The 26,600-nt window shown below is 63.3% G+C and carries 24 protein-coding genes; 19 read left to right on the top strand and 5 right to left on the bottom strand.

Annotated features, from left to right (window positions below):
* Positions 1 to 12 precede the first annotated feature (12 nt).
* Both ACO550_RS01625 and ACO550_RS01620 read right to left on the bottom strand, forming a co-directional pair.
* Entirely contained in the window at positions 13 to 1,551 is a 1,539-nt protein-coding gene (locus ACO550_RS01625) for a YifB family Mg chelatase-like AAA ATPase (RefSeq protein WP_315597583.1), read from the bottom strand.
* Positions 1,552 to 1,644: 93 nt separating this feature from the next.
* On the bottom strand, positions 1,645 to 1,908 hold the full coding sequence (locus ACO550_RS01620; RefSeq protein WP_315597584.1) for an accessory factor UbiK family protein: 264 nt from the start codon (positions 1,906 to 1,908) through the stop codon (positions 1,645 to 1,647).
* 516 nt (positions 1,909 to 2,424) lie between these two features.
* Between ACO550_RS01620 and ACO550_RS01615 the strand changes: the two genes are divergently transcribed.
* From ACO550_RS01615 to bfr, 16 genes are all read left to right on the top strand, one after another.
* Positions 2,425 to 3,231 carry a TorF family putative porin gene (locus ACO550_RS01615; RefSeq protein ID WP_315597585.1) on the top strand — a complete coding sequence of 269 codons (807 nt, stop codon included), beginning with the start codon at positions 2,425 to 2,427 and terminating at the stop codon, positions 3,229 to 3,231.
* Between the two features lie 57 nt (positions 3,232 to 3,288).
* The gene (locus ACO550_RS01610; RefSeq protein WP_124682595.1) at positions 3,289 to 3,627 is read left to right on the top strand and encodes a P-II family nitrogen regulator; all 339 of its coding nucleotides are present in this window, start codon (positions 3,289 to 3,291) and stop codon (positions 3,625 to 3,627) included.
* A 32-nt stretch (positions 3,628 to 3,659) separates the two neighbouring features.
* A complete protein-coding gene (amt, locus tag ACO550_RS01605; protein WP_315597586.1) occupies positions 3,660 to 5,195 on the top strand; it encodes an ammonium transporter in 1,536 nt (511 codons plus the stop codon).
* Between the two features lie 488 nt (positions 5,196 to 5,683).
* Positions 5,684 to 7,306: a hypothetical protein gene (locus ACO550_RS01600; protein ID WP_315597587.1), complete on the top strand. Its 1,623-nt coding sequence runs from the start codon at positions 5,684 to 5,686 to the stop codon at positions 7,304 to 7,306.
* A 17-nt stretch (positions 7,307 to 7,323) separates the two neighbouring features.
* Complete coding sequence (locus tag ACO550_RS01595; RefSeq protein WP_315597588.1) at positions 7,324 to 7,704, top strand: allophanate hydrolase-related protein; 381 nt, start codon at positions 7,324 to 7,326, stop codon at positions 7,702 to 7,704.
* Positions 7,705 to 7,729: 25 nt separating this feature from the next.
* Positions 7,730 to 8,398 (top strand): isochorismatase family protein, encoded by a 669-nt coding sequence (locus ACO550_RS01590; RefSeq protein WP_315597589.1) that lies wholly within the window; start codon positions 7,730 to 7,732, stop codon positions 8,396 to 8,398.
* Positions 8,399 to 8,436: 38 nt separating this feature from the next.
* Positions 8,437 to 10,011 (top strand): acyl-CoA synthetase FdrA, encoded by a 1,575-nt coding sequence (gene fdrA / locus ACO550_RS01585; RefSeq protein ID WP_315597590.1) that lies wholly within the window; start codon positions 8,437 to 8,439, stop codon positions 10,009 to 10,011.
* Between the two features lie 4 nt (positions 10,012 to 10,015).
* The gene (locus tag ACO550_RS01580) at positions 10,016 to 11,449 is read left to right on the top strand and encodes a YlbE family protein (protein WP_315597591.1); all 1,434 of its coding nucleotides are present in this window, start codon (positions 10,016 to 10,018) and stop codon (positions 11,447 to 11,449) included.
* On the top strand, positions 11,436 to 12,401 hold the full coding sequence (locus ACO550_RS01575; protein ID WP_315597592.1) for a carbamate kinase: 966 nt from the start codon (positions 11,436 to 11,438) through the stop codon (positions 12,399 to 12,401). Before ACO550_RS01580 ends, ACO550_RS01575 begins: the two co-directional genes overlap by 14 nt.
* Before the next feature lie 454 nt (positions 12,402 to 12,855).
* Positions 12,856 to 14,151 carry a glutamate--cysteine ligase gene (gene gshA / locus ACO550_RS01570; protein WP_315597593.1) on the top strand — a complete coding sequence of 432 codons (1,296 nt, stop codon included), beginning with the start codon at positions 12,856 to 12,858 and terminating at the stop codon, positions 14,149 to 14,151.
* Between the two features lie 90 nt (positions 14,152 to 14,241).
* Entirely contained in the window at positions 14,242 to 15,195 is a 954-nt protein-coding gene (gene gshB, locus ACO550_RS01565; protein ID WP_315597594.1) for a glutathione synthase, read from the top strand.
* Between the two features lie 110 nt (positions 15,196 to 15,305).
* A complete protein-coding gene (locus tag ACO550_RS01560; protein ID WP_315597595.1) occupies positions 15,306 to 15,761 on the top strand; it encodes a PTS sugar transporter subunit IIA domain-containing protein in 456 nt (151 codons plus the stop codon).
* Positions 15,730 to 15,999 (top strand): HPr family phosphocarrier protein, encoded by a 270-nt coding sequence (locus ACO550_RS01555; protein WP_315597596.1) that lies wholly within the window; start codon positions 15,730 to 15,732, stop codon positions 15,997 to 15,999. The genes ACO550_RS01560 and ACO550_RS01555 overlap by 32 nt, the downstream gene beginning before the upstream one ends.
* Positions 16,000 to 16,052: 53 nt before the next feature.
* Positions 16,053 to 17,810: a phosphoenolpyruvate--protein phosphotransferase gene (ptsP, locus tag ACO550_RS01550; protein ID WP_315597597.1), complete on the top strand. Its 1,758-nt coding sequence runs from the start codon at positions 16,053 to 16,055 to the stop codon at positions 17,808 to 17,810.
* A 290-nt stretch (positions 17,811 to 18,100) separates the two neighbouring features.
* A complete protein-coding gene (locus ACO550_RS01545; protein WP_485994005.1) occupies positions 18,101 to 18,343 on the top strand; it encodes a (2Fe-2S)-binding protein in 243 nt (80 codons plus the stop codon).
* 193 nt (positions 18,344 to 18,536) lie between these two features.
* Positions 18,537 to 19,016 carry a bacterioferritin gene (gene bfr, locus ACO550_RS01540; RefSeq protein WP_315597599.1) on the top strand — a complete coding sequence of 160 codons (480 nt, stop codon included), beginning with the start codon at positions 18,537 to 18,539 and terminating at the stop codon, positions 19,014 to 19,016.
* A 228-nt stretch (positions 19,017 to 19,244) separates the two neighbouring features.
* Here the strand turns inward: bfr and ACO550_RS01535 are convergent, their stop codons facing one another.
* The 3 genes from ACO550_RS01535 to gpmA form a co-directional block, all read right to left on the bottom strand.
* Positions 19,245 to 19,997, bottom strand: coding sequence for a molybdopterin-synthase adenylyltransferase MoeB (locus tag ACO550_RS01535; protein ID WP_315597600.1), 753 nt, complete (start codon positions 19,995 to 19,997; stop codon positions 19,245 to 19,247).
* 111 nt (positions 19,998 to 20,108) lie between these two features.
* The gene (locus ACO550_RS01530; protein WP_315597601.1) at positions 20,109 to 21,716 is read right to left on the bottom strand and encodes a S41 family peptidase; all 1,608 of its coding nucleotides are present in this window, start codon (positions 21,714 to 21,716) and stop codon (positions 20,109 to 20,111) included.
* Positions 21,717 to 21,917: 201 nt separating this feature from the next.
* Positions 21,918 to 22,664 carry a 2,3-diphosphoglycerate-dependent phosphoglycerate mutase gene (gene gpmA / locus ACO550_RS01525; protein ID WP_315597602.1) on the bottom strand — a complete coding sequence of 249 codons (747 nt, stop codon included), beginning with the start codon at positions 22,662 to 22,664 and terminating at the stop codon, positions 21,918 to 21,920.
* A gap of 140 nt (positions 22,665 to 22,804) precedes the next feature.
* On the opposite strand from gpmA, the gene ACO550_RS01520 reads away from it, so the two are divergent.
* The 3 genes from ACO550_RS01520 to ltrA all read left to right on the top strand — a co-directional run bounded on the left by ACO550_RS01520 (position 22,805) and on the right by ltrA (position 26,532).
* Positions 22,805 to 23,218, top strand: coding sequence for a rhodanese-like domain-containing protein (locus ACO550_RS01520; protein WP_315597603.1), 414 nt, complete (start codon positions 22,805 to 22,807; stop codon positions 23,216 to 23,218).
* Between the two features lie 82 nt (positions 23,219 to 23,300).
* Positions 23,301 to 23,558, top strand: a complete 258-nt coding sequence (grxC, locus tag ACO550_RS01515; protein WP_315597604.1) for a glutaredoxin 3 — start codon at positions 23,301 to 23,303, stop codon at positions 23,556 to 23,558.
* A 1,258-nt stretch (positions 23,559 to 24,816) separates the two neighbouring features.
* Positions 24,817 to 26,532 (top strand): group II intron reverse transcriptase/maturase, encoded by a 1,716-nt coding sequence (ltrA, locus tag ACO550_RS01510; protein ID WP_008642654.1) that lies wholly within the window; start codon positions 24,817 to 24,819, stop codon positions 26,530 to 26,532.
* Positions 26,533 to 26,600 lie beyond the last annotated feature (68 nt).

The following is a 26,600-nucleotide window of genomic DNA, read 5'->3' as shown; positions in this document are numbered from 1 at the left end:
CGCTGTATTTCTTTAACCCGTCCGCAATACCCGCCGATACTGGATGGCCTCGGCCACATGCCGGGCGTTCAGTACCTCCACGCCATCCAGGTCCGCGATCGTGCGGGCCACCTTGAGCACGCGGAAATAGGCGCGCGCCGACCAGCCCAGTTTCTCCATTGCACCGCGCAACAAGGCCTGGGCCTCGCTGTCGAGCGGACAATGACCTTCGATGGCGCGGCCGGACAGTTCGCTGTTGGGGGTGCCCTGGCGCGCCATCTGACGCGCGCGGGCGGCGCCGGCGCGCGCGCGTACGGCCTCGCTGGGTTCGCCGGGCGGCCCGTCGAGCAATTCGCGCTGGCCTTGCGCGGGGACTTCGATCTGCAGGTCCACGCGGTCGAGCAGGGGCCCCGAGATGCGTGACTGGTAGCGTTGCACCTGGTCCGGTGTGCAGCGGCACATGCGTGTGGGATGACCGAGGTAGCCGCACGGGCAGGGATTCATGGCGGCGATGAACTGGAACCGCGCCGGGAAATCGGTCTGGGCCGCGGCGCGCGAGATCGTGATGTGGCCGGTTTCCAACGGCTCGCGCAACACTTCGAGCACGCGGCGTTCGAACTCGGGCAGTTCATCGAGGAACAGCACCCCGTGGTGGGCCAGTGAAATCTCCCCGGGGCGTGGATTGCCGCCGCCGCCCACCATGGCGGGTCCACTGGCTGTGTGGTGTGGGCTGCGAAATGGCCGGCGCCCCCAGTGCGCGGGCTGGAAACCATTGGGCGTCAGGCTCGCCACCGCTGCCGCTTCCAGTGCCTCGGTGTCGGTCATGGGCGGCAGCAGTCCCGGAAACCTTTGCGCCAGCATCGACTTGCCGGTGCCTGGCGGCCCCACCAGCAGCACGGAATGCTGCCCGGCCGCAGCCACCTCCATGGCGCGCCGGGCCTGGAGCTGTCCGCGTACGTCGCGCAGGTCGGGCACCTCACCGGCTGCACTGCCGCGCTCGGGTGGCGTGGCGCGCGCGAGCGTGCGCGCCGGTAGCAGCCCTGCGTGATGGCACACATCGCGCAGCGTATTGCCGGTGTAGACCGCCAGGTCTTCGACCAGCGCGGCTTCCGGGCCGTTGCCGGTGGCGACGATAAACGCGCGTGGTGGGTGTCCGTCGGCGCGCCGGGCGCGATTGTCGCGCGCCAGCCCCATTGCCATGGCCAGCGCGCCGCGTACCGGCCGCAGGTCGCCGGCCAGTGACAGTTCGCCAGCAAATTCGAAGGCATCAAGCCCGCTTGACGGCAATTGGCCGCTGGCGGCCAGGATGCCCAGTGCAATGGCCAGGTCGAAGCGCCCCGATTCCTTGGGCAGGTCGGCCGGCGCCAGGTTGACCGTAATGCGGCGATTCGGGAATTCGAACTCGCTGTTGAGCAGCGCCGCACGGACGCGCTCGCGGCTCTCGCGCACTTCGGTGTCGGCCAGGCCGACGATATTGAAGGCCGGCAGGCCGTTCGCAAGATGGATCTCGACCGAAACGGGCGGTGCATCGATGCCGGTCAGGGCCCGGCTGCGCAGGACGGCGAGGCTCATGAGTGGCTCAGGCGTTTGCGAAAGTGTTAAAGAAAAAGGCCACCGGAATCCGGTGGCCTTTCTGGCGTGGCGAGGCGTAGTGCGCGCTGGGCGTCATACCCCGGAGGAAGGGGGCGCGCCGATGCCGGCCCGGGCTTCCAGTGCCGCGACGCGCGCTTCCAGTTCTTCGAGCCGGGCGCGGGTGCGTGCCAGTACCTGCGACTGGACATCGAATTCCTCGCGCGTGACCAGGTCCAGGCGTGCAAAGCCCTGGGTCATCATGCTGCGCACGTTTTTCTCGATGTCCTTGGCCGGCGAATTGCGCAGCGCTTCGCTGACCTTGTTCTGCAGATCATTGAAGAGATCGGTCGGTTTCATGGTGAAGCTCCTGTAGTGACCAATTTGTTTCGTTCCGGGGTCCGTGTGCCATCGCCATGACGTATCTGCCATGCATGCACCGTGATGGGGCGCCTTGCAGGGGCGTAACGCACATGCGGTGACCGCAGTGATGCACCTGAGTGGGGCGCACCAAGTCTGGTCGCCGTCCATCCGCGCTTGTCAGCAGTCCAAACGCCAAGCCTGCAGCACTTGACCCTTCATGACGCGGATTATGGCGCTTCGTTGCCCGCCATGAAAGCTCCAACAAGGCTTGCTCACATCTTTTAACGGATTTCAGTGCTTTCGGGGCGCGTCAGCGAGCGTCGGACAAGTGGTGCCGACACCGCCTGTCGACGGGGGATCACACGTTTCGGAGCATGCGCCGCCACGGGGCGGGATCGCTGGCACGGCAGTTGCAGTACTGGATGCCAGGAGCGTCAAACCTTCGAATTCAAAAAGAAGCAGCAGATCCCTCAAACGAGCCCCGCGAAGATTTCAGGAAAAGGAGAAAACCAGATGAAGACGTCGAGCCTCGCAGTCAGCGCCGCTGCGGTATTGCTCAGCCTTGCCGCCCCGGTTGCGTTCGCGCAGACCGCACCCGATGCCGCCGCGCCAGCCGCCGCCGCACCGGCCGCCGAGCCGGCATCGCCCCACACGTTCACGGCCAACGTGTCGCTGGTGTCTGACTACCGCTACCGCGGTATCAGCCAGACCAACCTGCGTCCGGCCATTCAGGGCGGGTTCGACTATTCGCACGAGAGCGGTTTCTATGTCGGCAACTGGAACTCGAGCATCAGCTGGCTCGAGGACTCCAATTCGGCCGTTTCCGCGCCGGTCGAAATGGACTTCTACGGTGGCTTCAAGAATTCGTTCAAGGTGGCCGACCAGGACATCAACTACGACGTGGGTGTGCTCCAGTACTACTACCCGGGCGGCTACACCACAACGCGCCCGTACACCACCGAGCTCTATGCCGGTATTGGCTGGGGTCCGGTATTCCTGAAGTACTCGCACGCGGTGACCAACCTGTTCGGGGTCGACGACAGCAAGAACAGCTACTACGTCGACCTGACCGCCAACGTGCCGTTGAACTTCTGGGACCTGACGCTGAATGCGCACGTGGGCTACCAGGGCGTGACGCACCACAGCGATGCGTCGTACACGGACTGGAAGATCGGCCTGACCAAGGATCTCGGCAAGGGCTTCGCACTGTCGGTGGCCTATGTCGACACCAACGCCAAGGAATCGTTCTATACCAGCGCCAACCGTGGCCGGTACCTGGGCAAGGCCGCTGCCTGGGCATCGATTACCAAGACTTTCTAAACACCACGCTTCAGGCAGGGTGGCCCGCCTGAGAGGGCCACCCCGAGGAGAAATCTGATGAAACTCATCATTGCAGTCATCAAGCCGTTCAAGCTCGACGAGGTGCGCGAAGCGCTCTCGGACGTGGGCGTGTCCGGTATCACCGTGACCGAGGTCAAGGGCTTTGGCCGCCAGAAGGGCCATACGGAGCTCTATCGCGGCGCCGAATACATCGTCGACTTCCTGCCCAAGGTGAAGATCGAAGTGGCGGTGCCGGACGATGTGGTCGAGCGCGCCATCGAGGCCATCGAGAAGTCGGCCCGCACCGGCAAGATCGGCGACGGCAAGATCTTCATCGCGCCGGTCGAACAGGTCATCCGCATCCGCACCGGCGAGACCGGCGGCGATGCGCTGTGACACAAGAAAGACGAGAGACAGAGGTTAAGCACATGAAAACCTGGTTCAAGCGATTCCTGACGGCTGGCGCAATGACGCTGGCGCTCGGCACGGCCGGCCTCGGCCTGTCCACCCATGCCGTGGCGCAGGACAAGCCCGCTGCCGAGGCTTCGGCCCCGGCGGCGGCCACCGCCCCCGCCGCAGCGCCTGCCGCGGCAGCTCCCGCCGCGGCTGCTGCAGCGCCCGCCGAAGCCGCGCCTGCCGCGGCACCGGCACCGGTCCCCAACAAGGGCGATACCGCCTGGCTGCTGGTGGCTACCGCATTCGTGATCCTGATGACGCTGCCTGGCCTGGCACTGTTCTACGGCGGCCTGGTCCGCTCCAAGAACATGCTGTCGGTGCTGATGCAGTGCCTGGTGATCTTCTCGCTGGTGTCGCTGCTGTGGGCCATCTACGGCTACAGCTTCGCGTTCACCGAAGGCAACGCGTTCTTTGGTGGCACGGATCGCCTGTTCATGAAGGGCCTGAACGCGGATGCCGTCACGGCAACGTTCAGCAAGGGCGTGGTGATTCCGGAACTGGTGTTCTTCGCATTCCAGTGCGCCTTCGCCGCGATTACCTGCGGCCTGATCATCGGCGCCTTCGCCGAGCGTGCCAAGTTCTCGGCCGTGCTGGTGTTCGTGGTGCTGTGGTTCACGTTTGCCTACATCCCGATGGCCCACATGGTCTGGTTCTGGCCGGGTCCTGACGCCTACACCGACGCCGCTGCCGCCACGGCTGCCACGGCCAAGTCTGGCTGGCTGTTCCAGAAGGGCGCGCTTGACTACGCTGGTGGCACGGTGGTGCACATCAACGCCGCAGTGGCGGGTCTGGTGGGTGCGTTCATGTTCGGCAAGCGTATCGGCTTCGGTCGCGAAGCGATTCGTCCGCACAGCCTGACGTTCACGATGGTGGGTGCCTCGCTGCTGTGGTTCGGCTGGTTCGGCTTCAACGCCGGTTCGGGTCTGGAAGCCAACGGCGGTGCCGCACTGGCCTTCGTCAACACGCTGCTGGCCACGTGCGCCGCAGTGCTGGCCTGGACTTTCGGTGAGTGGATCGGCAAGGGCAAGCCGTCGATGCTGGGCGGTGCCTCGGGTGCAGTGGCTGGCCTGGTGGCGATCACCCCGGCTGCCGGCTTCGTGGGTCCGATGGGCTCGATCGTGATGGGCCTCGTGGCTGGCCTGCTGTGCCTGTGGGGCGTGACCGGCCTGAAGCGCATGCTGGGCATGGACGACTCGCTGGACGTGTTCGGCGTACACGGCGTGGGCGGTATCGTGGGCGCGCTGCTGACCGGTGTGTTTGCCGCACCGAGCCTCGGTGGTGTCGGCATCTACGACTACGTTGCCAACAAGGTGGCCGACGACTACTCGATCGCTGGTCAACTGTGGATCCAGTTCGAAGGCGTGCTGACCACCATCGTGTGGTCGGGCGTGGTGGCCCTGGTGGCCTTCAAGCTGGTTGACATGCTGATTGGTCTGCGCGTGCCTGAAGAGGAAGAACGCGAAGGCCTGGATATCACCTCGCACGGCGAAACGGCCTACGAAGTCTGATATCCACGAAAGTGTTGTGCTGGAGAGCTGATTGGGAATCTTCTCTCAGGAGTTTTGCCCCGGCCTGGTGCCGGGGCTTTTTTATTGTTGCGGGCCATTCCGTGCAACTGCAAGAAATGTGTTGGAGATTTGTGTGAGTCGGTAGGAATTGCTGAATATCGGTGCGAGCGATTCACCGATCTGGCGTGCGTGACTGTTTTGCACGACCGAAGATGATTTATCGAAATTCCAATGCGCAAACCTTGATTTCATCCAGCGCCCTTTGTGCCGTGGAACTCTAGGATCCTCTCAACGATCCGGAGTTATTTTCCTTGGCCTTTTTTGCTTTCCGTGCACTAGATTTTGTAGGACGGTTTTATAAGGCGAATTTTCTTCCGGCATGCATGGCAGCAATGCAGGAAATGGCATCTGATCCCGGAATTCCAGCTGGATCAGATTGGTCGGCACGCATCGTTGGATTTCACAAATTCTGTTAAAGGAGTTTAATCGTGAGTCAAATTTCTTCCGGTGCGAGTCCCGCTGTTCCAGTCATGTCACCGCGCCTGTGGGTGGCGGGAGACCTGAACGCATTCTTCGGCCTGTTCACCAATGTCCTGCTCAACGTGCTGGTGCTATCGGGCCTCGCCTTGTTCGTGGTGCAGATGCCTGGCGAAACCGTCTATGGCCGCATTCTTCCGGCGCTCGGCATCGCGTTGCCACTGGGCAACCTCTTCTATGCCTACCTGGCCTGGCAACTGGCCAGGAAGGAGGGCCGCGATTCCGTGACGGCGATGCCGTACGGCCCGAGCGTGCCGCACATGTTCATCGTCGTGTTCGTGGTCATGTTGCCCACGTACCTGTCCACCAAGGATGCCATCCTGGCGTGGAAGCTAGGGCTGGTATGGGCCTTCATTGTCGGCATCATCGTGCTGCTCGGGGCGTTCGTCGGACCCACCATCCGCAAGTACACGCCGCGCGCAGCCATGCTTGGCACCCTGGCGGGCATCTCGATTGCCTTCATCTCGATGCGTCCGGCCTACCAGATGTTCGATGGCGCGTGGATCGGGCTGGTCTGCTTCATGATCATCCTGCTGTCGTGGGTGGGCAATGTGCGCTTGCCGTTCGGCGTCCCAGGTGGCCTGGCCGTGGTGCTGGTGGGGGCGGGCATGGCATGGATTGCCACCGCGCTTGGCTGGAGCAACCTGATGCAGCCGTCGGCCGTGGGCGAGGCCATCACCCATTTCTCGCTGCACCTGCCGATCGTCAGTGGCGATGTGTTGTCGATTCCGTTCAGCCAGGTATGGCCATTGCTGGTCACGGCGATTCCGCTCGGCATCTACAACTTCACCGAAGGGATCAACAACGTCGAGTCCGCCAGCGCGGGCGGCGACAACTACAACCTGCGCGCGATCCTGATGGCCGACGGGCTCGGTGCGATCGTTGGCGCGTTCCTTGGCTCGCCGTTTCCGCCGGCGGTGTATATCGGGCATCCCGGCTGGAAGGCCATGGGCGGACGCATCGGCTATTCGCTGGCCACCGGCGTCGGCGTGGGCCTGATCTGCTTCCTCGGCCTCACCGCGCTGTTGTTATCGCTGATTCCGCTGGTATCGATCGTGCCGATCCTGCTGTTCATCGGGCTGGTGATCGGTGCGCAGGCGTTCCAGGCATCGCCGAAACGACACGCCCCGGCGATCGTGCTGGCGCTGGTGCCGAATATTGCCGAGTGGGCCAAGACCCAGGTGGATGGCGCGCTGGGCGCCGGCGGCTTCAACGTTGCGGCAATTCCGGAAAAGGCATTTGCCGACATGGCCAACGCCGGCGTGCTGTATCGCGGCATGGAACTGGCGGGCGGCGGGGCGGTGCTGGCCGGGCTGATGATCGGCGCCATTGCCGTGTTCGTGATCGACCGGCGCTTCAACTGGGCGGCCGTCTATGCGGGTGCAGCCACGCTCCTGTCGTTTTTCGGCTTTATCCATGGCGCGCACCTGGCAGTCAATGCATCGCCGGGCGTGTCGTTTGGCTATGCAGTGGCCACGTTGCTGTTCATCTGGATGGCGTGGCAACAGAAGCGATCGGGCGAAGGCATCAGCTGGGCACCGTCCAACGATGACGAAGCCGACCCGGTTCATTGATTCAGGAGTATTTCACCATGGCAAAGACGCTGTTCGTCAACGGCACCCTCATGCGCGGCCTGGCGCTGCACGGCAACCTCGACGGTGCCGAATTCCTGGGCGAGTTCCGCACCCGGCCGCTGTACCGCATCTACTCGATCAATGACGTGCACCCGGGCATGTTCAAGGTCAGCGAAGGCGGCGTGTCGGTCGCGGGAGAGATGTACCGCATGAGCGACGAGACCTGGGCGCGCGTGGAGGCCGGCGAGCCGCCGCATCTGTACTGCGGACCGGTCGAGCTGGACGATGGTCAGGTGGTCGACGGCATCCTCTATCCGCAGGAGCAGATCACCGCGGCACACACCGATATTTCGAGCTATGGCGACTGGCGCGCGTACATGGCGTCGAAGCGCGCGTGACGCGCCGATTCTGCAGGAGTTTGCAATGACCAGATCCATCAAGGCGGAACCCTACGATCTTCCGTTCGACCCGGACATGACGGCGCTCGTCATCATCGACATGCAGCGCGATTTCCTGGAGCCCGGCGGCTTTGGCGCGATGCTTGGCAACGATGTATCGCTGCTGCGTGGTGCGATTGCACCGTGCAAGGCCGTACTCGATGCCGCGCGGCGCCACGGGCTGCTGGTGGTGCATACGCGCGAAGGGCACAGTCCGGACCTGGTCGACTGTCCGCCGACCAAGCTGGCGCGCGGCGGACTGGAAACCGGGATTGGCGACGCGGGACCGATGGGGCGCATCCTGGTACGGGGCGAAGCAGGGCACGACATCATCCCGGAGCTATATCCGGTGACAGGCGAGCCCGTGATCGACAAGCCGGGCAAGGGCGCTTTCCACGCCACCGACCTGGAACTCCGGCTGCGCAACCGTGGCATCCGGACGCTGATCGTATGTGGCGTGACGACCGAGGTCTGCGTGAACACGACCGTGCGCGAGGCCAACGACCGCGGCTTTGAATGCGTGGTGGTCTCCGACGCCACCGGATCCTATTTTCCCGAATTCCAGCGCATCGGGCTGGCAATGATCAAGGCCCAGGGTGGCATCTTTGGCTGGGTGGCGCCGTCGGCGGACGTGATCGCCGCACTGAACGCCTGAGCGGGCGCGCCCGCGCCGCAACAGGAAAGGATGTTCGTATGACATCGACCGCAGTACGCTTCTTCCCGAATCTCTATCGAGACTCGGTCGCCTTGATGCAACTGTCCGCGAAGCTTGGCAAGCTTCCGGGCGTGAGCGAGGCCTCCGCGCAGATGGCCACTGGGCCCAATCTCGAACTGATGGTTGGCGCGGGGTTGCTCGACGCCGCGCCCGCGGCCCGTCCCAATGACATCCTGCTGGTGGTGCGCGGCGAGGCCGACGCGCTCGACGCCGCGCTGGAGCAGGCCGCGGCCCTGCTCAACGAGAAGGCTGCCGATGCCGCGCAGGACGCGTTGAGCGAGCCACTGCGCAGCGTGCAGATGGCGTACGAGGCCAGCGATGGACGCGCCAATCTCGTGCTGATTTCCACGCCGGGTGACTATGCCGCGGCCGAAGCCATGAAGGCGCTGCGGCTGGGCATGAATGCGATGCTGTTCTCCGACAACGTCAGCGTGGAAGCCGAGGTTGCGCTCAAGCGCTACGCGCAGTCGCGCAACCTGCTGGTCATGGGGCCCGACTGCGGCACGGCCATCATCGATGGGCTGCCGCTGGCGTTTGCCAATGTGGTGGCGCGCGGAGACATCGGTGTGATCGCGGCGTCGGGCACCGGCCTGCAGCAGGTCACCTGCCTGATCGACCAGTACGGTTGCGGGATCACCCATGCGATCGGTACTGGCGGGCACGATCTTTCCGAAGCCGTGGGCGGAATCACGATGCTGACGGCGTTGTCGCAACTTGCCGCCGACCCGGCGACCCGGGTGATCGTACTGGTGTCGAAGCCGCCGGCGGCCAGCGTTGCCGCGCAGGTACTGCGCGCCGCGCGTGAGAGTGGCAAGCCGGTGGTGGTCTGCTTCCTGGGCGCAAATCCGGAAGAGACGCGCGCCGCGGGACTGGTGCCGGCGGCCACGCTGGAGCAGGCCGCGCAACTGGCCGTCGATCTTTCGAAGGGCGTCGGACCGCGCGAAGCCGCGCCAACGGATGCTGCCATGCAGGCGCGCGCGGCGGCACTCGCGCAACGGCTCAAGCCGACCCAGACCATGTTGCGCGGGCTCTATACCGGTGGCACGTTCTGCTACGAGGCACTGCTGTTGTTGCAGGACGAACTGCCCGGGCTCCAGTCGAACACGCCAACCGGAAAGGCGCTGCGTGTTGCGGATCTTTGGCATAGCCAGGGCCATACCATCCTCGACCTTGGCGACGACGATTTCACGCGCGGACGTCCGCATCCGATGATCGATCCCGGCCTGCGCAACGAACGCATCGTTGCCGAAGCATCGGACCCGGGCGTCGGCATCATCCTGCTCGACTTCGTGCTCGGATACGGCGCGCATGAAGACCCGGCGACGCAGATCGTGCCGTCCTTGCAGGCGGCACGCAAGGTGGCGGCCAGCGATGGCCGCGAAGTGCTGTTCATCGGCCATGTCTGTGGGACCCGAGGTGACCCGCAGCAACTGGATCTGCAACGCCAGACGCTGGCGGACGCCGGTGTGGAACTGGCCGACAGCAATGCGCAGGCGGTGCAGCTGTGCCGCACGGTGCTGGGCTGCGTAAATCGAATCGATGCAGGAGCCTGATGCCATGACCCTGATTCAGCAGAAGCCCGTTGTCATCAATGCCGGGCTCGCCAGCTTCGCCGCCAACCTGCGCCAGTGCGGCGGCGAGGCGTTCGAACTGCAATGGCAACCGCCCGCCGAGGGCGATATTGACGCGGGCCTGGCACTGGCCAGGCTCATCGATGATCCGCGTATCGAGGAAGCCAACCGCGTGGCCTACGCGCGCTATATGGCAGCGCAACCGGTGCTGACCGGCGTGTCGACGGCTGGGGAGGCGATCCCCGGCATGGGCGGCCGGATCATCCTGCATTCGGGACCGCCGATCGGCTGGGACGCGATGTGCGGACCCCAGCAGGGTGCGGTGCTGGGCGCGATCCTGTTCGAAGGCTGGGCCGATACGCTGGCCGATGCGCGCGCCTTGGTCGAGCGCGGCACGGTGCGGCTGGAACCCTGCCACCATCATGCGGCAGTGGGTCCGATGGCCGGCATCATCAGCCCGTCGATGCCGGTCTGGATCGTCAAGAACATGACCGGCGGCAATGTCGCCTACTGCAACATGAACGAAGGGCTTGGCAAGGTATTGCGCTTTGGCGCCCATGGCGATGAAGTCCTGCAGCGCCTGCGCTGGATGTCCGGCACGCTGGGGCCGACGCTGGCCACGATCGTCGAGGAACTGGGCGGCCTGGAACTGAAGCCGTTGATGGCGCAGGCCCTGCATATGGGCGACGAGGTGCATAACCGCAATGCAGCGGCCAGCGGACTGCTGTTCCGCAAGCTGACCGTGGCGGCGCTGGCTTCCACCCGGCTGGACCCGCGCAGCGTGGCCGAGACGCTGGCGTTCGTGGCCGGCAATGACCACTTCTTCCTGAACCTGTCGATGGCGGCCTGCAAGGCCATGCTCGACGCCGCGCACGGCGTGCCGCATGCCACGCTGGTGACCGCGATGGCCCGCAACGGCGTGGACTTCGGCATTCGCCTGTCGGGGCTCGACGGCTGGTTCACTGCGCCGGCAGCCGTCATCGACGGATTGTTCTTCCCGGGCTTTGGCCCCGAGCACGCGGCGCGCGACCTGGGCGACAGTGCCATTACCGAAACCGCCGGTGTAGGCGGCTTTGCCATGGCGGCGTCACCGGCCATCGTGCAGTTTGTCGGCGGAACGCCGCGCGATGCGCTGGCCAATACGCGGCGCATGTTGCATATCACGCTGGGTCAGAACAGTGCGTTCACGTTGCCGGCGCTCGACTTCACCGGCACGCCGGCCGGCATCGATGCGCGGCGCGTGCTGGACACCGGCATCCTGCCGGTCATCAATACCGGCATTGCGCATCGGGAAGCCGGTGTCGGCCAGATCGGCGCAGGCATTACCCATGCACCACTGGCCTGCTTCACCGAGGCCATTCGCGCGCTGGCTGCGGTTCTGCCGCCAGCGCCGCAAGGAGACCCGAATGAGCACAGTTGAGCAGGCAACACGCCCGATTGCGGTGATTGCGGTTGGCGGTAACGCGCTGGCCCCTGAAGGCGGCGGCACGACCCTGCACGACCAGGCCCGTGCCGCCGCGCGCGCCGCGGACCATGTTGTCGATGTGGTGGCGCAGGGCTGGCGCGTCGTGCTGACGCATGGCAATGGTCCGCAGGTCGGCTATATCCTGCGCCGCTCCGAGCTGGCCATGAACGAAGTGCCACCGGTGCCGATGGACTACGCCACGGCCGACACGCAGGGCGCGATTGGAGACATGTTCCAGCGCAGCCTGTACAACGCCTTGCGTCGGCGCGGCATGGCGATGCACGTGGCGACCGTGATCACGCAGGTGGTGGTCGATGAAGCCGATCCCGCGTTTCAGGTCCCCAGCAAGCCGATCGGCTCGATCATGGACGAGGCGCTGGCCCGGCAACTGGCGCAGTCAAACGGCTGGAGCATCATGGAAGAGCCGGGCCGCGGCTGGCGCCGCTGCGTGGCTTCGCCGCGGCCGCGTGCCGTGGTGGAAATCGAAACGATCCGCGCGCTACTGGACCGCAACCATATCGTGATCGCGTGCGGCGGCGGCGGCATACCGGTGACGATGGACGCCGACGGCCTGCTGAGCAATCGCGAGGCGGTGATCGACAAGGACCTCGCATCGTCATTGCTCGCGCAGCAATTGCAGGCGCAACGGCTGCTGATTGCCACAGCGGTGCCGAAGGTGGCGATCCATTTCGGCAAGCCCCAACAACGCTGGCTCGATCACCTGAGCGTGGCCGAGGCCGAACGGCTGATGGCCGAGGGCCATTTTGGCAAAGGCTCGATGGGACCGAAGATCGAGGCCGTCCTGGAATTTGTGGAAAAAAACGCACATTCGGAGGGTGTGGTCACCGACATCCCGAATATGGGTACGGCGCTGGCCGGCGCTGGCGGCACCCGGATCGGTGGCTAGGCGCGGTCCGCTGGACGGGTAACCGGGGGCGCGCCGGAGCGGGCCTTGTCAAACGGACTCAAACGGACTCAAACGGGCGTCAGTATTCGCAGGGTGCTTAAATCGGATCTTAAAAAGTCTCAATTGTCTTTAAGGGGGAGCACGCATAGAGTGCCACTGAGGCAGTTTCCTCCACCTGCAGAACGCTCCCCGTATCTGTCAGGCCATTTGAAAGCGCGGCGCACGCCGCGCTTTTTTTTTCGACCAGGGTGGTTCAAGCTGGATACCGTATGCGCCCCAGCATTGGCTACCGGGGTTTGAAATGCCGTGATCGGCCCCATATCCCCCTCCTTCAAGTCCCCTTTAGCACCCTTAAGCCGGCGTCCGCATATGGTTATATGAGGCCAGCCTGCAGTCTGAAGGCCGTTCCCTTACAATCGGGGCGGACAATAAAGCTAGATACCTTAGGATGGATATGGTCCCGCATCTCATCACCGCGCTGAACGGTCCGCTGCTCGAACTGGAAAAGAAGATCCTGGACGCGACTCCGTCCATCGAGCGCTGGTTCAGGCTGGAATGGCAGGAACATACGCCGCCGTTCTATTGCTCGGTCGACCTGCGCAATGCCGGTTTCAAGCTGGCACCGGTCGATACGAACCTGTTCCCGGGCGGTTTCAACAATCTCGCTCCGGAGATGTTGCCGCTGGCCGTGCAGGCCGCCATGGCCGCGATCGAGAAGATCTGCCCCGACGCCAAGAACCTGCTGCTGATCCCCGAGCGCCACACCCGCAACATGTTCTATCTGCAGAACGTGGCGCGGCTGTCGCTGATCATGCGCCAGGCTGGCCTGAACGTGCGCCTGGGCTCGCTGTCCGAGGAAATCACCGAACCGACGCCGATCGACCTGCCCGATGGCCAGACGCTGGTGGTCGAACCGCTGGCGCGCCTGGGTACCAAGGGGCGCCGCCTGGGGCTGAAGGACTTCGACCCCTGTTCGATCCTGCTGAACAACGACCTGTCGGCCGGTATTCCGCCGATTCTTGAGAACATCCAGGAACAGTACCTGCTGCCGCCGCTGCACGCGGGCTGGTCCACGCGCCGCAAGAGCAGCCACTTCGCCGCCTATGACGAAGTGGCGAAGAAGTTCGCCAAGCTGATCGACGTCGATCCGTGGATGGTGAACCCGTACTTCGCACGTACGTCGGGCGTGAACTTCCACGAACGCATCGGCGAGGAAGAACTGGCGGACGCGGTGGAAGGCGTGCTCAAGAAGATCGCCAAGAAGTACCGCGAGTACGGCATCAAGGAAACGCCGTACGTGGTGGTCAAGGCCGATGCGGGCACCTATGGCATGGGCATCATGACCGTGCGCGATCCGTCCGAGATCAAGGGGCTGAACCGCAAGGAACGCAACAAGATGAGCGTGGTGAAGGAAGGCCTGGAGGTCTCCGACGTCATCATCCAGGAAGGCGTGCACACGTTCGAGAAGGTCAACGAGGCCGTGGCCGAACCCGTGGTCTACATGATCGACCGCTACGTGGTGGGCGGTTTCTACCGCGTGCACACGGGCCGCGGCAACGACGAGAACCTGAACGCGCCGGGCATGCATTTCGTGCCGCTGGCCTTTGCGCCCAACGGCATTCCCGACAGCCATGCCAAGCCGGGCGCGGCCGTGCCGAACCGGTTCTACATGTATGGCGTGGTGGCCCGCCTGGCCCTGCTGGCGGCTTCGGTGGAACTTGAGAAGACCGATCCGAATCCGATTCTCTGATCCGCGGCGCCGGCCGCACACCCTGTCCGCCCCTGGTCCGGCTTGGCTGAGCCGGACATATCCAATCTGACGCGACCGCGACGAGCCATCATGCGCATCCTGTTCATTACCGATCCGCTGGAGACCTTCAAGACCTACAAGGACTCCACCTACGCCATGATGTCCGAGGCGGCTGCACGTGGGCACGAGCTGTTCTTCTGTCTGCAGGCCCAGCTGTCGCTGTCGGCCAACGTGGTCGAGGCGGTGGTGCGGCCGCTGGAGCTGACCGACGATGCGCATGACTGGTTCCGCCTGGGCGACGCCGCGCTGACGCCGCTGACCGCGTTCGACGCGGTGCTGATGCGCAAGGATCCGCCGTTCGATATGGAATACGTGACCAGCACGTGGCTGCTGGAACTGGCGGAGAAGCAGGGCGCGCGGATCTTCAACAAGCCGCAGGCGATTCGCGACCATTCCGAGAAGCTGGCAATCGGCCAGTATCCGCAGTTCATCACGCCGACGCTGGTGACGCGCGATGCGGGCCGTATCCGCGAATTCCATGCCGAGCACCAGGACATCATCGTCAAGCCGCTGGACGGCATGGGCGGCATGGGCATCTTCCGCGTGGGCGCCGATGCCATGAATCTTGGCGCGATCGTCGAGACGCTGGGCGACAACGGTGCGCGCACGCTGATGGTTCAGCGCTACATTCCGGCCATCAAGCAAGGCGACAAGCGCATTCTGCTGATCGGTGGCAAGCCGGTCCCATATTCGCTGGCACGGATTCCGCAGGGCAGCGAGATCCGCGGCAACCTGGCGGCCGGTGGCCTGGGCCGCGCGCAGGAGCTGAGCGCACGCGACCGCGAGATTGCCGAAACGCTGGCGCCGGGTCTGTGGAAGCAGGGCCTGCTGCTGGTGGGACTGGATGTGATCGGCGACTACCTGACCGAAGTAAATGTGACGAGCCCGACCTGTTTTCAGGAAATCACGCAGCAGACCGGGTTCAACGTCGGTGCCATGTTCATCGACGCGCTGGAGCAGGCGGTGGCGGCAGAGCGCCGCTAGGCCGCGAGGCAATCGATGCGAAGGCGCCACAGTCCGTGCGCCGGGTATAAACACGGGAAGAGGCCGTAAGACTGCCTGCTACAATTCGGGCAGTCCAACGGATTCACATCATGGCAGGAATTCTGATCATCGCGCATGCACCGCTGGCTTCGGCGCTGCGCGATTGCGCTGCCCACGTCTACTGTGGCCAGCCGCCCCGGCTCGAGGCTGTCGACGTCGTTGCCGACGCCGATCCGGCCGCGGTGCTGGCTGAGGCGCGGCGCAGCCTGGAAGCGGTCTGCGAAGAAAACGGTGCCCTGGTGCTGACCGATATCTTTGGCGCCACGCCTGCCAATATCGCCGCACGGCTGGCCGAGCCGGGCCGGGTGAAGGTGCTGGCGGGCGTGAACCTGCCGATGCTGGTGCGCGCGATCTGCTATCGCACCGAAAAACTTGACCAGCTGGCCACCAAGGCGCTGGCCGGTGGCGCCCAGGGCGTGCTGCAGGTGGGCACGACCGCTGTCCAGAATCAAACCGCAAATCATCCCGACAAATATGCTGCAGAGGGACACCAACATCATCAATAAGCTCGGGCTGCATGCTCGCGCATCTGCCAAGCTCACGCAGCTGGCGGGCAGCTTCAAGAGCCAGGTCAAGATGGCCCGCAATGGCCGTCAGGTCGACGCCAAGAGCATCATGGGGGTAATGATGCTGGCGGCTGGTATCGGATCGACAGTCACGATCGAGACCGACGGCCCCGACGAGCAGGAGGCAATGGACGCGCTGCTGGCGCTGATTGCCAACCGCTTCGGCGAAGGCGAGTGAGTCCCGGCGTCATAACGAGTCAGTCTTTCTAAACGTTCCTGACGGAGCGGGTCATGCCCTTTGCCTTGCACGGCATTCCGGTTTCGCGTGGGGTCGCCATCGGGCGGGCCCATATCCTTGCGCCGGCTGCGCTCGATGTATCGCATTACCTGGTCGACGAAGACCGGCTCGATGCCGAGGTGGAGCGCCTGCGCGCGGCGCGTGCCGCGGTGCGCGCGGAACTGATCAACCTGAAGCGCGACCTGCCGCGCGAGGCCCCCGAGGAAATGGGGGCCTTCCTCGATGTGCACGCGATGATCCTCGACGACGAGGCATTGTCGCGCGAGCCCGAGGAACTGATTCTCCAGCGCCGCTATAACGCGGAGTGGGCACTGACCACGCGACTCGAGGAACTGATGCGCCAGTTCGACGAGATCGAGGACGAATACCTGCGCGAGCGCAAGGCCGACATCCAGCAGGTGGTCGAGCGGATCCTCAAGGTACTGGCCGGCGCGCCGGTGCTGGCGCCGGCCCCGGTGCCGGCCCTGGCGCCCGACGGCGAAGCGGCACCGGGCGTGATCGTGGTGGCCCACGACATTGGTCCGGCCGACATGCTCCAGTTCAAGCACACGGTCTTCCACGGGTTTGTCACCGACCTGGGCGGGCGCACGTCGCACACGGCGATCGTGGCGCGCAGCCTGGACATTCCGGCTGCCGTGGGCGTGAAGAGCGCCAGCGAGCTGATTCGCCAGGACGACTGGATCATCATCGACGGCGATGCCGGGCTGGTCATCGTCGACCCGTCCGCGATCATCCTCGAGGAATACCGTCACCGCCAGAGCGAGCGGGCGCTGGAAAAGAAGCGCCTGCAGCGGCTGCGCCACATGCCGGCGGTTACGCTGGACGGACTCGAGATCGACCTGCTGGCCAATATCGAGATGTCCGAGGACGCCGGTGCGGCATTGTCGGCCGGCGCCGTCGGCGTGGGGCTATTCCGCTCCGAATTCCTGTTCATGAACCGTCGTGACGAGATGCCCGACGAGGAGGAGCAGTTCCAGGCCTACCGCAACGCGGTGGAGGCCATGCATGGCCTGCCGGTAACCATCCGCACCATCGATGTTGGCGCGGACAAGCCGCTGGAGGGGCTTAACGATGACTTCGAAACGGCGCTGAACCCGGCGCTGGGGCTACGTGCGATCCGCTGGTCGCTGTCCGAGCCGGCCATGTTCCTGACCCAGCTACGTGCCCTGCTGCGCGCGTCGGCTTTTGGCCCGGTGCGGCTGCTGATCCCGATGCTGGCGCATGCGAGCGAGATCGACCAGACGCTCGACCTGATTGCCCAGGCCAGGCGCCAGCTTGACGAGCGCGGCCAGCCATACGATCCGGGCATCAAGGTTGGCGCGATGATCGAGATTCCGGCCGCGGTACTGATGCTGCCGCTGTTTCTCAAGCGCATGGACTTCCTGTCGATCGGTACCAACGACCTGATCCAGTACACGCTGGCCATCGACCGGGCGGACAATGCCGTCGCGCACCTGTTCGATCCCCTGCACCCGGCGGTCCTGCAATTGATCGCGCGCACCATCCGCGACGCCAACCATGCCGGCGTGCCGGTGGCGGTCTGCGGTGAGATGGCTGGCGACCCGGCCATGACCCGGTTGCTGCTGGGCATGGGCCTGCGTGAGTTCTCGATGCATCCCGCACAGCTGCTGCGCGTGAAGCAGGAAGTCATCCACGCCGACTGCGAAAGATTGTGCAAGGTGGTGGACCAGATCCTGACCTGCTACGAGCCGGAAGAACTGACTGCGACCCTGAAGCTGTTGTCAGCCTGACACAACCCTCGACTTCGTAGGGTCTTTGTCTGGAATGTCGGCGGAGTGCACGCCACTTTTCGATCCGTAAAGTGGCGTGAAGAATGCTCCTGGAAACCCGGGTTGGCGGATTGTGAATGGCGATTCTCATGAGCAATAATGGGAATTGTTATCATTTTCGATTCCTGTTATTCTGCCTCTCATCGCGTACGGCATGCCGGTGCCGGCGCTGCCCCCAGGAGGCTTCTGTGTACGTTTGCATCTGCAACCAGGTTACCGACCATGAAATCCATGGTGCCGCTCATCTTGGCGTGTCCACGCTCGACGAGCTGGCCGAAACGCTAGGCGTGGGAACCTGCTGCGGCCGTTGCCGCGATTGCGCGAAGCAAGTGCTATGCGAAGGCGTTGCCGCCGTACAGAACATGAAGGCCTCCACCCTCTCGACCATCAAGGTCGTCGAAATTTCAGCCTGTTCGACTGCGACGTCACATGCCATAATGGACGCTCGTGACCCGGCAGTCGCGAACGACCAGCGCACCGCGCTGGTTGCCTGATTCAGGAAAGCAGCCTCTCACCGAACAACGCGTGAATTGAGAAGCGCGCCTACGGACTTGTTCCGCGGCGCGCTTCGTCGTTTGGCGTTTATTCGGCTTTGTTGGGTTGTTTGAGTCGCCTGCGCAGTTCTTTCGCGTTTTTCGCAACTGCGTGCATGCCGGGTTCAACGATGCAGACAACAGGAGCCCCCGTATGAAAGGTGACAAGAAGGTCATCCAGCATCTGAACGCCCAGCTGAAGAACGAGCTGACCGCGATCAACCAGTATTTCCTCCACGCGCGCATGTACCGCCACTGGGGCCTGAAGAAGCTAGGTGATGTCGAGTACAAGGAGTCGATTGGCGAAATGAAGCACGCCGATCGCCTGATCGACCGCATCCTGATGCTCGATGGACTGCCCAACCTGCAGGACCTGCACAAGCTGATGATCGGCGAAGACACGCCCGAGATGCTCAAGTGCGACCTGAAGCTTGAGCAGACCGCGCACGCCACGGTCAAGGAAGGCGTTGCGTACTGCGAATCGGTGGGCGACTACGTGAGCCGCGAGATCCTGGTCGATATCCTCACGGACACCGAGGAACATATCGAGTACCTGGAAACGCAGCTGGACCTGATCGACAAGGTTGGCCTGCAGAACTACCTGCAGTCGCAACTGGAGCCGGGCGAGCAATAAGCTCGCTGGCGATCGCCACTGCCGCGGGCGCGTAGCGCAAGCGGCGGGCGGTCAGACACGTGGTGCGGGATGGCGCCACGTTTCGATGTGGAATGGGTTAATAACCTTTCTCATTCGGATTCTTGTCTCCATCCAGTCACATCGCGCCGGAACTGGCGACCTCGCGGGGAGGGGGCTCCACCGCGGGGGCCGCCAGGCGCTTCCAGGCAGCTTCTGGCGTTTCCCCGCTCAGTGTCCCTGTCCGCAGACCTCGCAGCCCGGCGTGCGCGCCAGACGCATCGTGGTCCATTCCATCGTCATCGCATTGACCATCAGCAGCCTGCCGGCCAGCGTTTCTCCTACGCCGGTCAGTAGCTTGAGCGCTTCGGCGGCCTGCACCGTACCGATCATGCCGACCAGCGGCGCGAATACGCCCATGGTGGCGCAGGCGGCCTCGGGCGCCGGTTCCGATGGCGGAAACAGGCAGCCGTAGCAGGGCGCCTCGGGCCGGCGCAGATCGAACACGCTGACCTGACCGTCAAACCGTAGCGCGGCGCCCGAGACCAGCGGCTTCCGATGTCGCAGGCAGGCACGGTTGACCGCCTGGCGCGTGGCGAAGTTGTCGCAACAGTCGAGTACCACGTCGGCACGCGCCACGAGCCCATCGAGTTCGGCCTCACCCACGCGTTGCGGCACCAATTGAATATCGATGTCGGGATTGATGCGCAGCAGCCCGTCCCTGGCGGATTCCACCTTGGGCCGACCCACGTTGGCGGTGGTATGCAGGATCTGGCGCTGCAGGTTGGTCAGGTCGACCTCGTCGTCATCGACGATCGTGAGATGACCCACACCGGCGGACGCCAGGTAGGGCAGCGCTGCCGCGCCAAGGCCACCCGCCCCGATGACCAGCGCGTGGCCGGCCAGCAGCCGCTCCTGGCCCTCGATACCAAGTTCATCCAGCAGGATGTGGCGCGAATACCGTAATAGCTGATCGTCGTTCATGGCTTGGCGGCAAATGAAAAACGGCCCGCCGGTGCAATACCGCGGGCCGCAAGGTTGGGTCCGGAACGCGCCGCGCAAACTCGCGCGGCAGCTGCGTTTCCTCTGTTTCCTTTACTTCTGGCCGGTCGGCGTACCCAGCGGTTGCCCGATCGGGGCGCTCGCGGGTGGCTGGCTGGCCGGGCCCGGCTTGGCGGGCGCCGGTTTCGCGGCGGGCTTGGCCGGCGCCTTGCTACCGGCCTTTTCTTCCTTGGTGTCAGGCTTGCCGGCCGTACCAGTGGCTTCCAGACGCGACTTCGAGCGCTGCACCGGCTTGCCGTCGAGCTGCGCAATGGCCTGCTGCAGCATGAAGTCGTCGGCCGAACCGAATTCCACCGGCTTCTTCTTGCGATCCTTCTCGCGCTCTTCCGGCGTCTTCTTCGAGTTTTCTTCCTCGAGGCGGCGCAGTTCATCCACGCGGCGCTGCTCGCGTTCGTTCATTTCCGGCTCTTCCGATTCCTGCTTGTTGTGCAGGTGGCGTTCGGTGTCGATCTCACGCGTAATCAGCGCGTCGTCGGGATCGCCTTCCGGATTCTGGTCGACCGGAATATCGGGGCGGATGCCCTTGGCCTGGATCGATTTGCCCGACGGCGTGTAGTAGTAGGCGATCGTCAGCTTGATGCCCGTATCGTTGGTCAGCGGCCGCACGGTCTGCACCGAGCCCTTGCCGAACGTAGTCTTGCCCATGATCAACGCACGCTTGTGATCCTGCAGCGCGCCGGCCACGATTTCCGAGGCCGATGCCGAGTAGGCATTGGTCAGCACGATCATCGGCAGCTTCTTGAACTGCGCGGGCAGGTCCTTGAGCGGATCGTCCTCGAGCGACGACAGGCGGTAGTTGTTGAACGATGACTTGTAGACGCGCTTGGCATCGGGCACCTGGCCGTTGGTCGACACCACGGTCGAATCTTCCGGCAGGAAGGCTGCTGCCACGCCGACCGCGCCTTGCAGCACGCCACCGCCGTTGTTGCGCAGGTCCAGGATGATGCCCTTCAGGTTGGGGTTCTTCTCCGCCATGTCCTTCAGGCGGCGGCCCAGGTCCGACACGGTGCGTTCCTGGAAGCTCGTCAGGCGCACCCAGCCGATGGTGTTGTTGTCGAGCATCTTGGTCTTGACCGACTGCACGCGGATCTCGGCGCGCGTGATCGAGACCGGGAACGTGCGTTCCTCGCTCTTGCGATAGATGGTCAGCGTGACCTTGGTGCCCGGCTCGCCGCGCATGCGCTTGACCGCCTGTTCGAGCGGCAGGCCGCGCACGGGCTTGTCGTCGATGCGTGTAATCAGGTCGCCCGGCTGGATGCCGGCGCGGAAGGCAGGGGTGTCCTCGATCGGGTTGATGACCTTGACCAGGCCTTCTTCCTGCGAGATCTCGATGCCCAGGCCGGCAAAGCGGCCGCGGGTACCTTCCTGCAGTTCCTTGAAGTCCTTCTCGTCCAGGTAGGCCGAGTGCGGGTCCAGGCTGGCGACCATGCCCTTGATGGCTTCGGTCAGCAGCTTCTTGTCGTCGACCGGCTCTACGTACTCGCGCTTGATCTGGCCGAAGATGTCGGACATCAACCGCAACTGGTCAAGCGGCAACGGCCCGGAGGAGTTCTGGGCGGTTGCCGAGATCTGCAGCGTGGCCAGCACGCCGGCAACGACGCCGACCGAGACGAGGCTAATGTTCTTGAGCGTCTTACGCATGAGGGCAGCCTGAACTTGTGAGGATTATGCGAAGGTCAAAGCCGGGCCGGAGCAAGGGGGCGACCGGCGCGGATTTGACCGACAGTATAAGAGGGTGCGCAGAAAAAGACCTGCGGGCCACCAATCCATGGTGGGAGTGGCCACACAAGCGTGCGCGTCTACCCGGACGCAGCCCGGGCGGGCGCGTTTGCGCACCGGCTGTCAGCGGGACTTGCCCTGGTTGGCCACGGCGGCCAGCGATGCGGCGATCGCGGCCTGGTCGCCCAGGTAGTAGTGGCGCAGGGGGCGCAGGTCGGCATCGAGCTCGTAGACGAGCGGGGTGCCATTGGGAATGTTGAGGCCGACGATGTCGTCATCCGAAATCTGATCCAGATACTTTACGAGCGCGCGGATGCTGTTGCCGTGGGCGGCAATCACCACTCGCTTGCCGGATTTGATGTCGGGAGCGATGGATTCGTTCCACAGCGGCATCACGCGGGCCACCGTATCCTTCAGGCATTCGGTCAGCGGCACCTGCTCGCGCGGCACATTGGCGTAGCGCGGGTCATTGAACGAGGCGCGCTCGTCGGTCGGTTCCAGCGCGGGCGGCGGGGTGTCGTAGCTGCGGCGCCACACCAGCACCTGCTCGTCACCATACTTCTTGGCCGTTTCCGCCTTGTTCAGGCCGGCCAGCGCGCCGTAGTGGCGTTCATTGAGGCGCCATTCGTTGCGGACCGGGATCCACATCAGGTCCATTTCGTCCTGCACGTGCCACAGCGTGCGGATCGCGCGCTTGAGCACCGAGGTGTAGGCCACGTCAAAGCTGAAGCCGGCTTCCTTGAGCAACTGGCCGCCTTGTCGGGCCTGGGCCACACCGGTATCGGTCAGGTCGACGTCGACCCAGCCCGTGAAGCGGTTTTCGAGATTCCACGTCGATTCGCCGTGGCGGATGAGAACGAGCTTGTACATGCTGCTTCCAGGGTAGTAAGTAACCTGCGGCGCCACTTGCTGCCGCACCGGGTGCGGCAAGCGCCGCCGACAAATAATCGGCGCTGGCGCGAAACCGCGTATTTTATAATGCCGCCGACCCAACCCAACGGAATGCCAACGTGAATTTCTTCGCCGATTACAACAACCTGGCCCTGATCGCGATCGCCGTGGTCTCGGGCGGCCTGCTGGCCTGGCCGCAAATCAAGGCCGGCACGGGCGGCAAGCGCGTCAACACGGCTGCCGCCACGCAGCTGATCAACAAGCGCAATGCAGTGGTCGTGGATATCCGCGACGCCGCGGATTTCGCCAAGGGCCACCTGCCACAGGCGAAGAGCGCGCCACTTGCCGACCTGCCTAACCGCGCCAGCGGCCTGGCCAAGGACAAGGCCGCGCCCGTCGTGCTGGTCAGCCAGAACGGCCAGGGCACGGCCAAGGCCCAAGCAGCATTGAAGGAAGCCGGTTACAGTGAGGTCTACGCGCTGGAGGGCGGCCAGACCGCCTGGCAGCAGGCCGGCCTGCCGGTCGTGAAATAAGGCCCCTTTTTCAAATGCAGTCGCGGCGCGGTACTGCCCCGGGCAGTCCGCGCCGTTGTTTTTTCAGTCAAGGAGAACCCGCATGGCCCGCGTCGTCATGTACAGCACGGTAGTGTGTCCCTATTGCCAGATGGCCGAGCGCCTGCTCAAGCAGCGTGGCGTGGAAGCGATCGAGAAGGTCCTGATCGACCGCGAGCCTGGCAAGCGAGAGGAAATGATGACCCGCACCGGACGCCGTACCGTGCCGCAGATCTACATCGACGATACCCACGTTGGCGGTTTCGACGACCTGTCGGCGCTCGACCGGCAGGGTGGCCTCGTGCCGCTGCTGGCGGCCTGACACCCACGGCGGGCGGCGGCCACGTTGCGCCGCAGCAGATCAAGAGACGAATCTGATAATGCTGCGGCACGGTGAATTCGCCATCCGCGTCATGTACCATATGCGCTTTCGTGCGACACGCACTTTCGTGTCCGGCAGCTCTACGTTAAGAGCATCGACCTTTGTTGAGACAAGGGAAAGGCTTCGGCCAGAACCGTCCAATCTCAACCATTTCTTGCTTTGACAAGCCCAGCCGTAAGGTTGGAGCGAGTCCATGTGTTGTGGGAAGGCCAGACCATCGGCTGACTCGCAGCTTGCTATTTGCTGGATATATGTCCAGCCATTGCCCAAAGGCGGGGACGCTTGCCTTTGGGCAAGTTCTCTTTAAACGCCCTACTTCGGTAGGTGCGGGTGGGTTTGCGACTGTAGTTTTCGTTGCATCTCCGCTACATAGCATTCAAACCGGCCCGGTTGGGTCGGCGCTACGTTCTTTGGGACGGGTCTGCGCTCGAAAGAGACCGCCGCCGTCAAGCGCCTGCCACTATGGAGGCACTGAAGTAATGAAGTGAGGTTTCCCGGAGCGTATAGCTCTGCGCGTTATGGTTCGGTCGAATACACCCGCGAGGGTGCCTCGATAGAGAACCTGTCATGCGACTGACAGTAGCCTAGGGAGACATGCGTCACTGGCAACGGTGGGGTGTGAAGCTTTCCTGACAACGTAGCCCCCGCAAGGGTGCGTCATTATCGTGAGATAAGGACGCAGAGACTCCGAGCAGCAATGGGGTCAAGGAGCCAGGCTGGCTGGTATGGGTAATGTAAGTGAACTGCTGATAAACGCCGTGAATATGACGGTGCCTAAGCTGCTGCGTGGCACTAACCAAAAGGTACGTGGTCGGTTATTCCGCTGGAAGCTCGGAATACGTCGCTGTAAGACCACCGGCGAAGAGGCAGGCCCTAACCCGGTCTTGTAACGCGCAGGGAACGTGGTAAGCCCGTATGGCTGCCGGGGCGCTGTATGGCTCTGGCAAGCGAACCGCAAGGAACGCTGTTGGCTGTGCGGGTATGGGAGGTTGGAGAAAGCGAACGTCGGGCTGTAATGGTCCGGATAGGGGTTGAAACATCATCCCACGCGAAAGCGGGCAGACTTCCAACTGGTCTTTCGTCGCAAGACGGCTGACTGAACTCGCTTGTTTAATTTTCTTCCCTTGGGGGGTGACATACCCCGCAAGGGGCATGTTGTCTCTGCTAGTTGGGGAAGTCCTCAAGATAGGAGAGCAGCATGGAAGCATTGATCCGCGAGGATGAATCTGCGCCCTCCGGCATTCCGCAGCGATGGGGCGACATCAATTGGCGCCGCGTCGAACAGAATGTTCGAGCAATGCAGATTCGAATTGCGAAGGCGACACAGGAACGGGACTGGCGCAGGGTGAAAGCTCTGCAGCGGTCTCTGACCCGCTCGTTTTCCGCCAAGGCATCGGCGGTGCGACGAGTGACGGAGAACCAAGGTAAACGGACGGCAGGTGTCGACCGCGAACTCTGGGACTCGCCTGAAGTTCGATGGGTAGCCATTGGACGGTTGAGACGCCGGGGGTATCGGCCCATGCCATTACGGAGGGTCTTCATCCCCAAAGCCAACGGAAAGGAACGCCCTCTGGGTATCCCGACCATGTTGGACCGGGCCATGCAGGCGCTATATCTGCTGGCGCTGGAACCGGTGTCCGAGGGGACGAGCGATCCGAACTCTTATGGGTTCAGGTCCAATCGTTCTACTGCGGATGCTATGTCCCAGCTATTCGTCAACTTATCCAGAAAGGTCTCGGCCTCATGGATATTGGAGGCGGACATCCGCGGGTGTTTTGACCATATCAGTCACGACTGGCTGGAGCGCAATGTCCCTATGGACAAAGCGATCCTTCGGAAGTGGTTGAAAGCTGGCGTGGTATTTCAGGGCCAGTTTCAGGCGACCGAAGCCGGTACGCCACAGGGGGGCATCATCTCCCCGACCTTAGCCAATGTGGCGCTGAACGGACTGGAACAACAGCTAGCTCGGTTTCTCGAAACCACGCTGGGTGTCAACCAGACCCGGAAGCTCAAAGTAAATGTTGTGCGCTATGCGGACGATTTCGTGATCACCGGCAGCACGCCGGAAGTTTTGGAACACGAGGTGAAGCCGTGGGTGGAACAGTTCCTCGCAATTCGAGGGTTGTCCCTGTCCACGGAGAAAACGCGGATCGTGAGCATTGACGAGGGTTTTGACTTCCTTGGGTGGAATTTCCGGAAGTATTCCGGAACGCTGCTCATTAAGCCAAGCAGGAAAAACGCGCAGGCGTTCTATCGCAAGGTTAAGGAGGTTATCAGTGCTAACAAGACGGTAAAGCAGGAGGTCATCATTCGCCTGCTGAACCCGATGCTGAGAGGCTGGGCGCAGTATCACAGCCCGGTAGTGGCAAAAGAAGCGTTCAGCAAGATGCAGAGCCGAGTTTTCCGGGCGCTGCTTTGGTGGACAAAACGGCGACACAGAGGGAAGAACGCCGAATGGGTGCGGAAGAAATACTTCGCTTCGTTTGGTGATCGAAACTGGGTGTTCGGGACTGAGTTTGTGGAAGACGATGGGGAACGGCGCTGGCAGGAGTTGTATTCGCTTGCTAGCACGCCCATCAGACGGCACAAGAAGATTCGGGGGGACTTCAATCCTTTCGATCCAGCGCAAGAGATGTATGGCGAAAATCTACGCCGGGACCGCATGCTGGAAAGCATGTCTCACCGGAAACAGTGGATCAGGCTATATGTCGATCAGCGGGGCTTATGCGCGGTGTGTCAGTGCAAGATAACCAAAGAGACCGGGTGGGATGACCATCACATCGTCTACAGAACCCACGGAGGTTCAGACGCTCTAGGAAATCGCGTATTGCTGCATCCCAACTGCCACGTCCAAGTACACCATCATGGTCGAACCGTTGTGAAACCGGTGCTGGAGATGTCCAGCATTTTGTAAGGGCTTGAGCCGTATGCGGGGAAACTCGCACGTACGGTTCTTAGGGGGGAGCAAACCAGCAATGGTAT

Source organism: Cupriavidus sp. (genome assembly GCF_057315035.1).
This window is presented reverse-complemented; position numbering and strand designations above follow the sequence as displayed.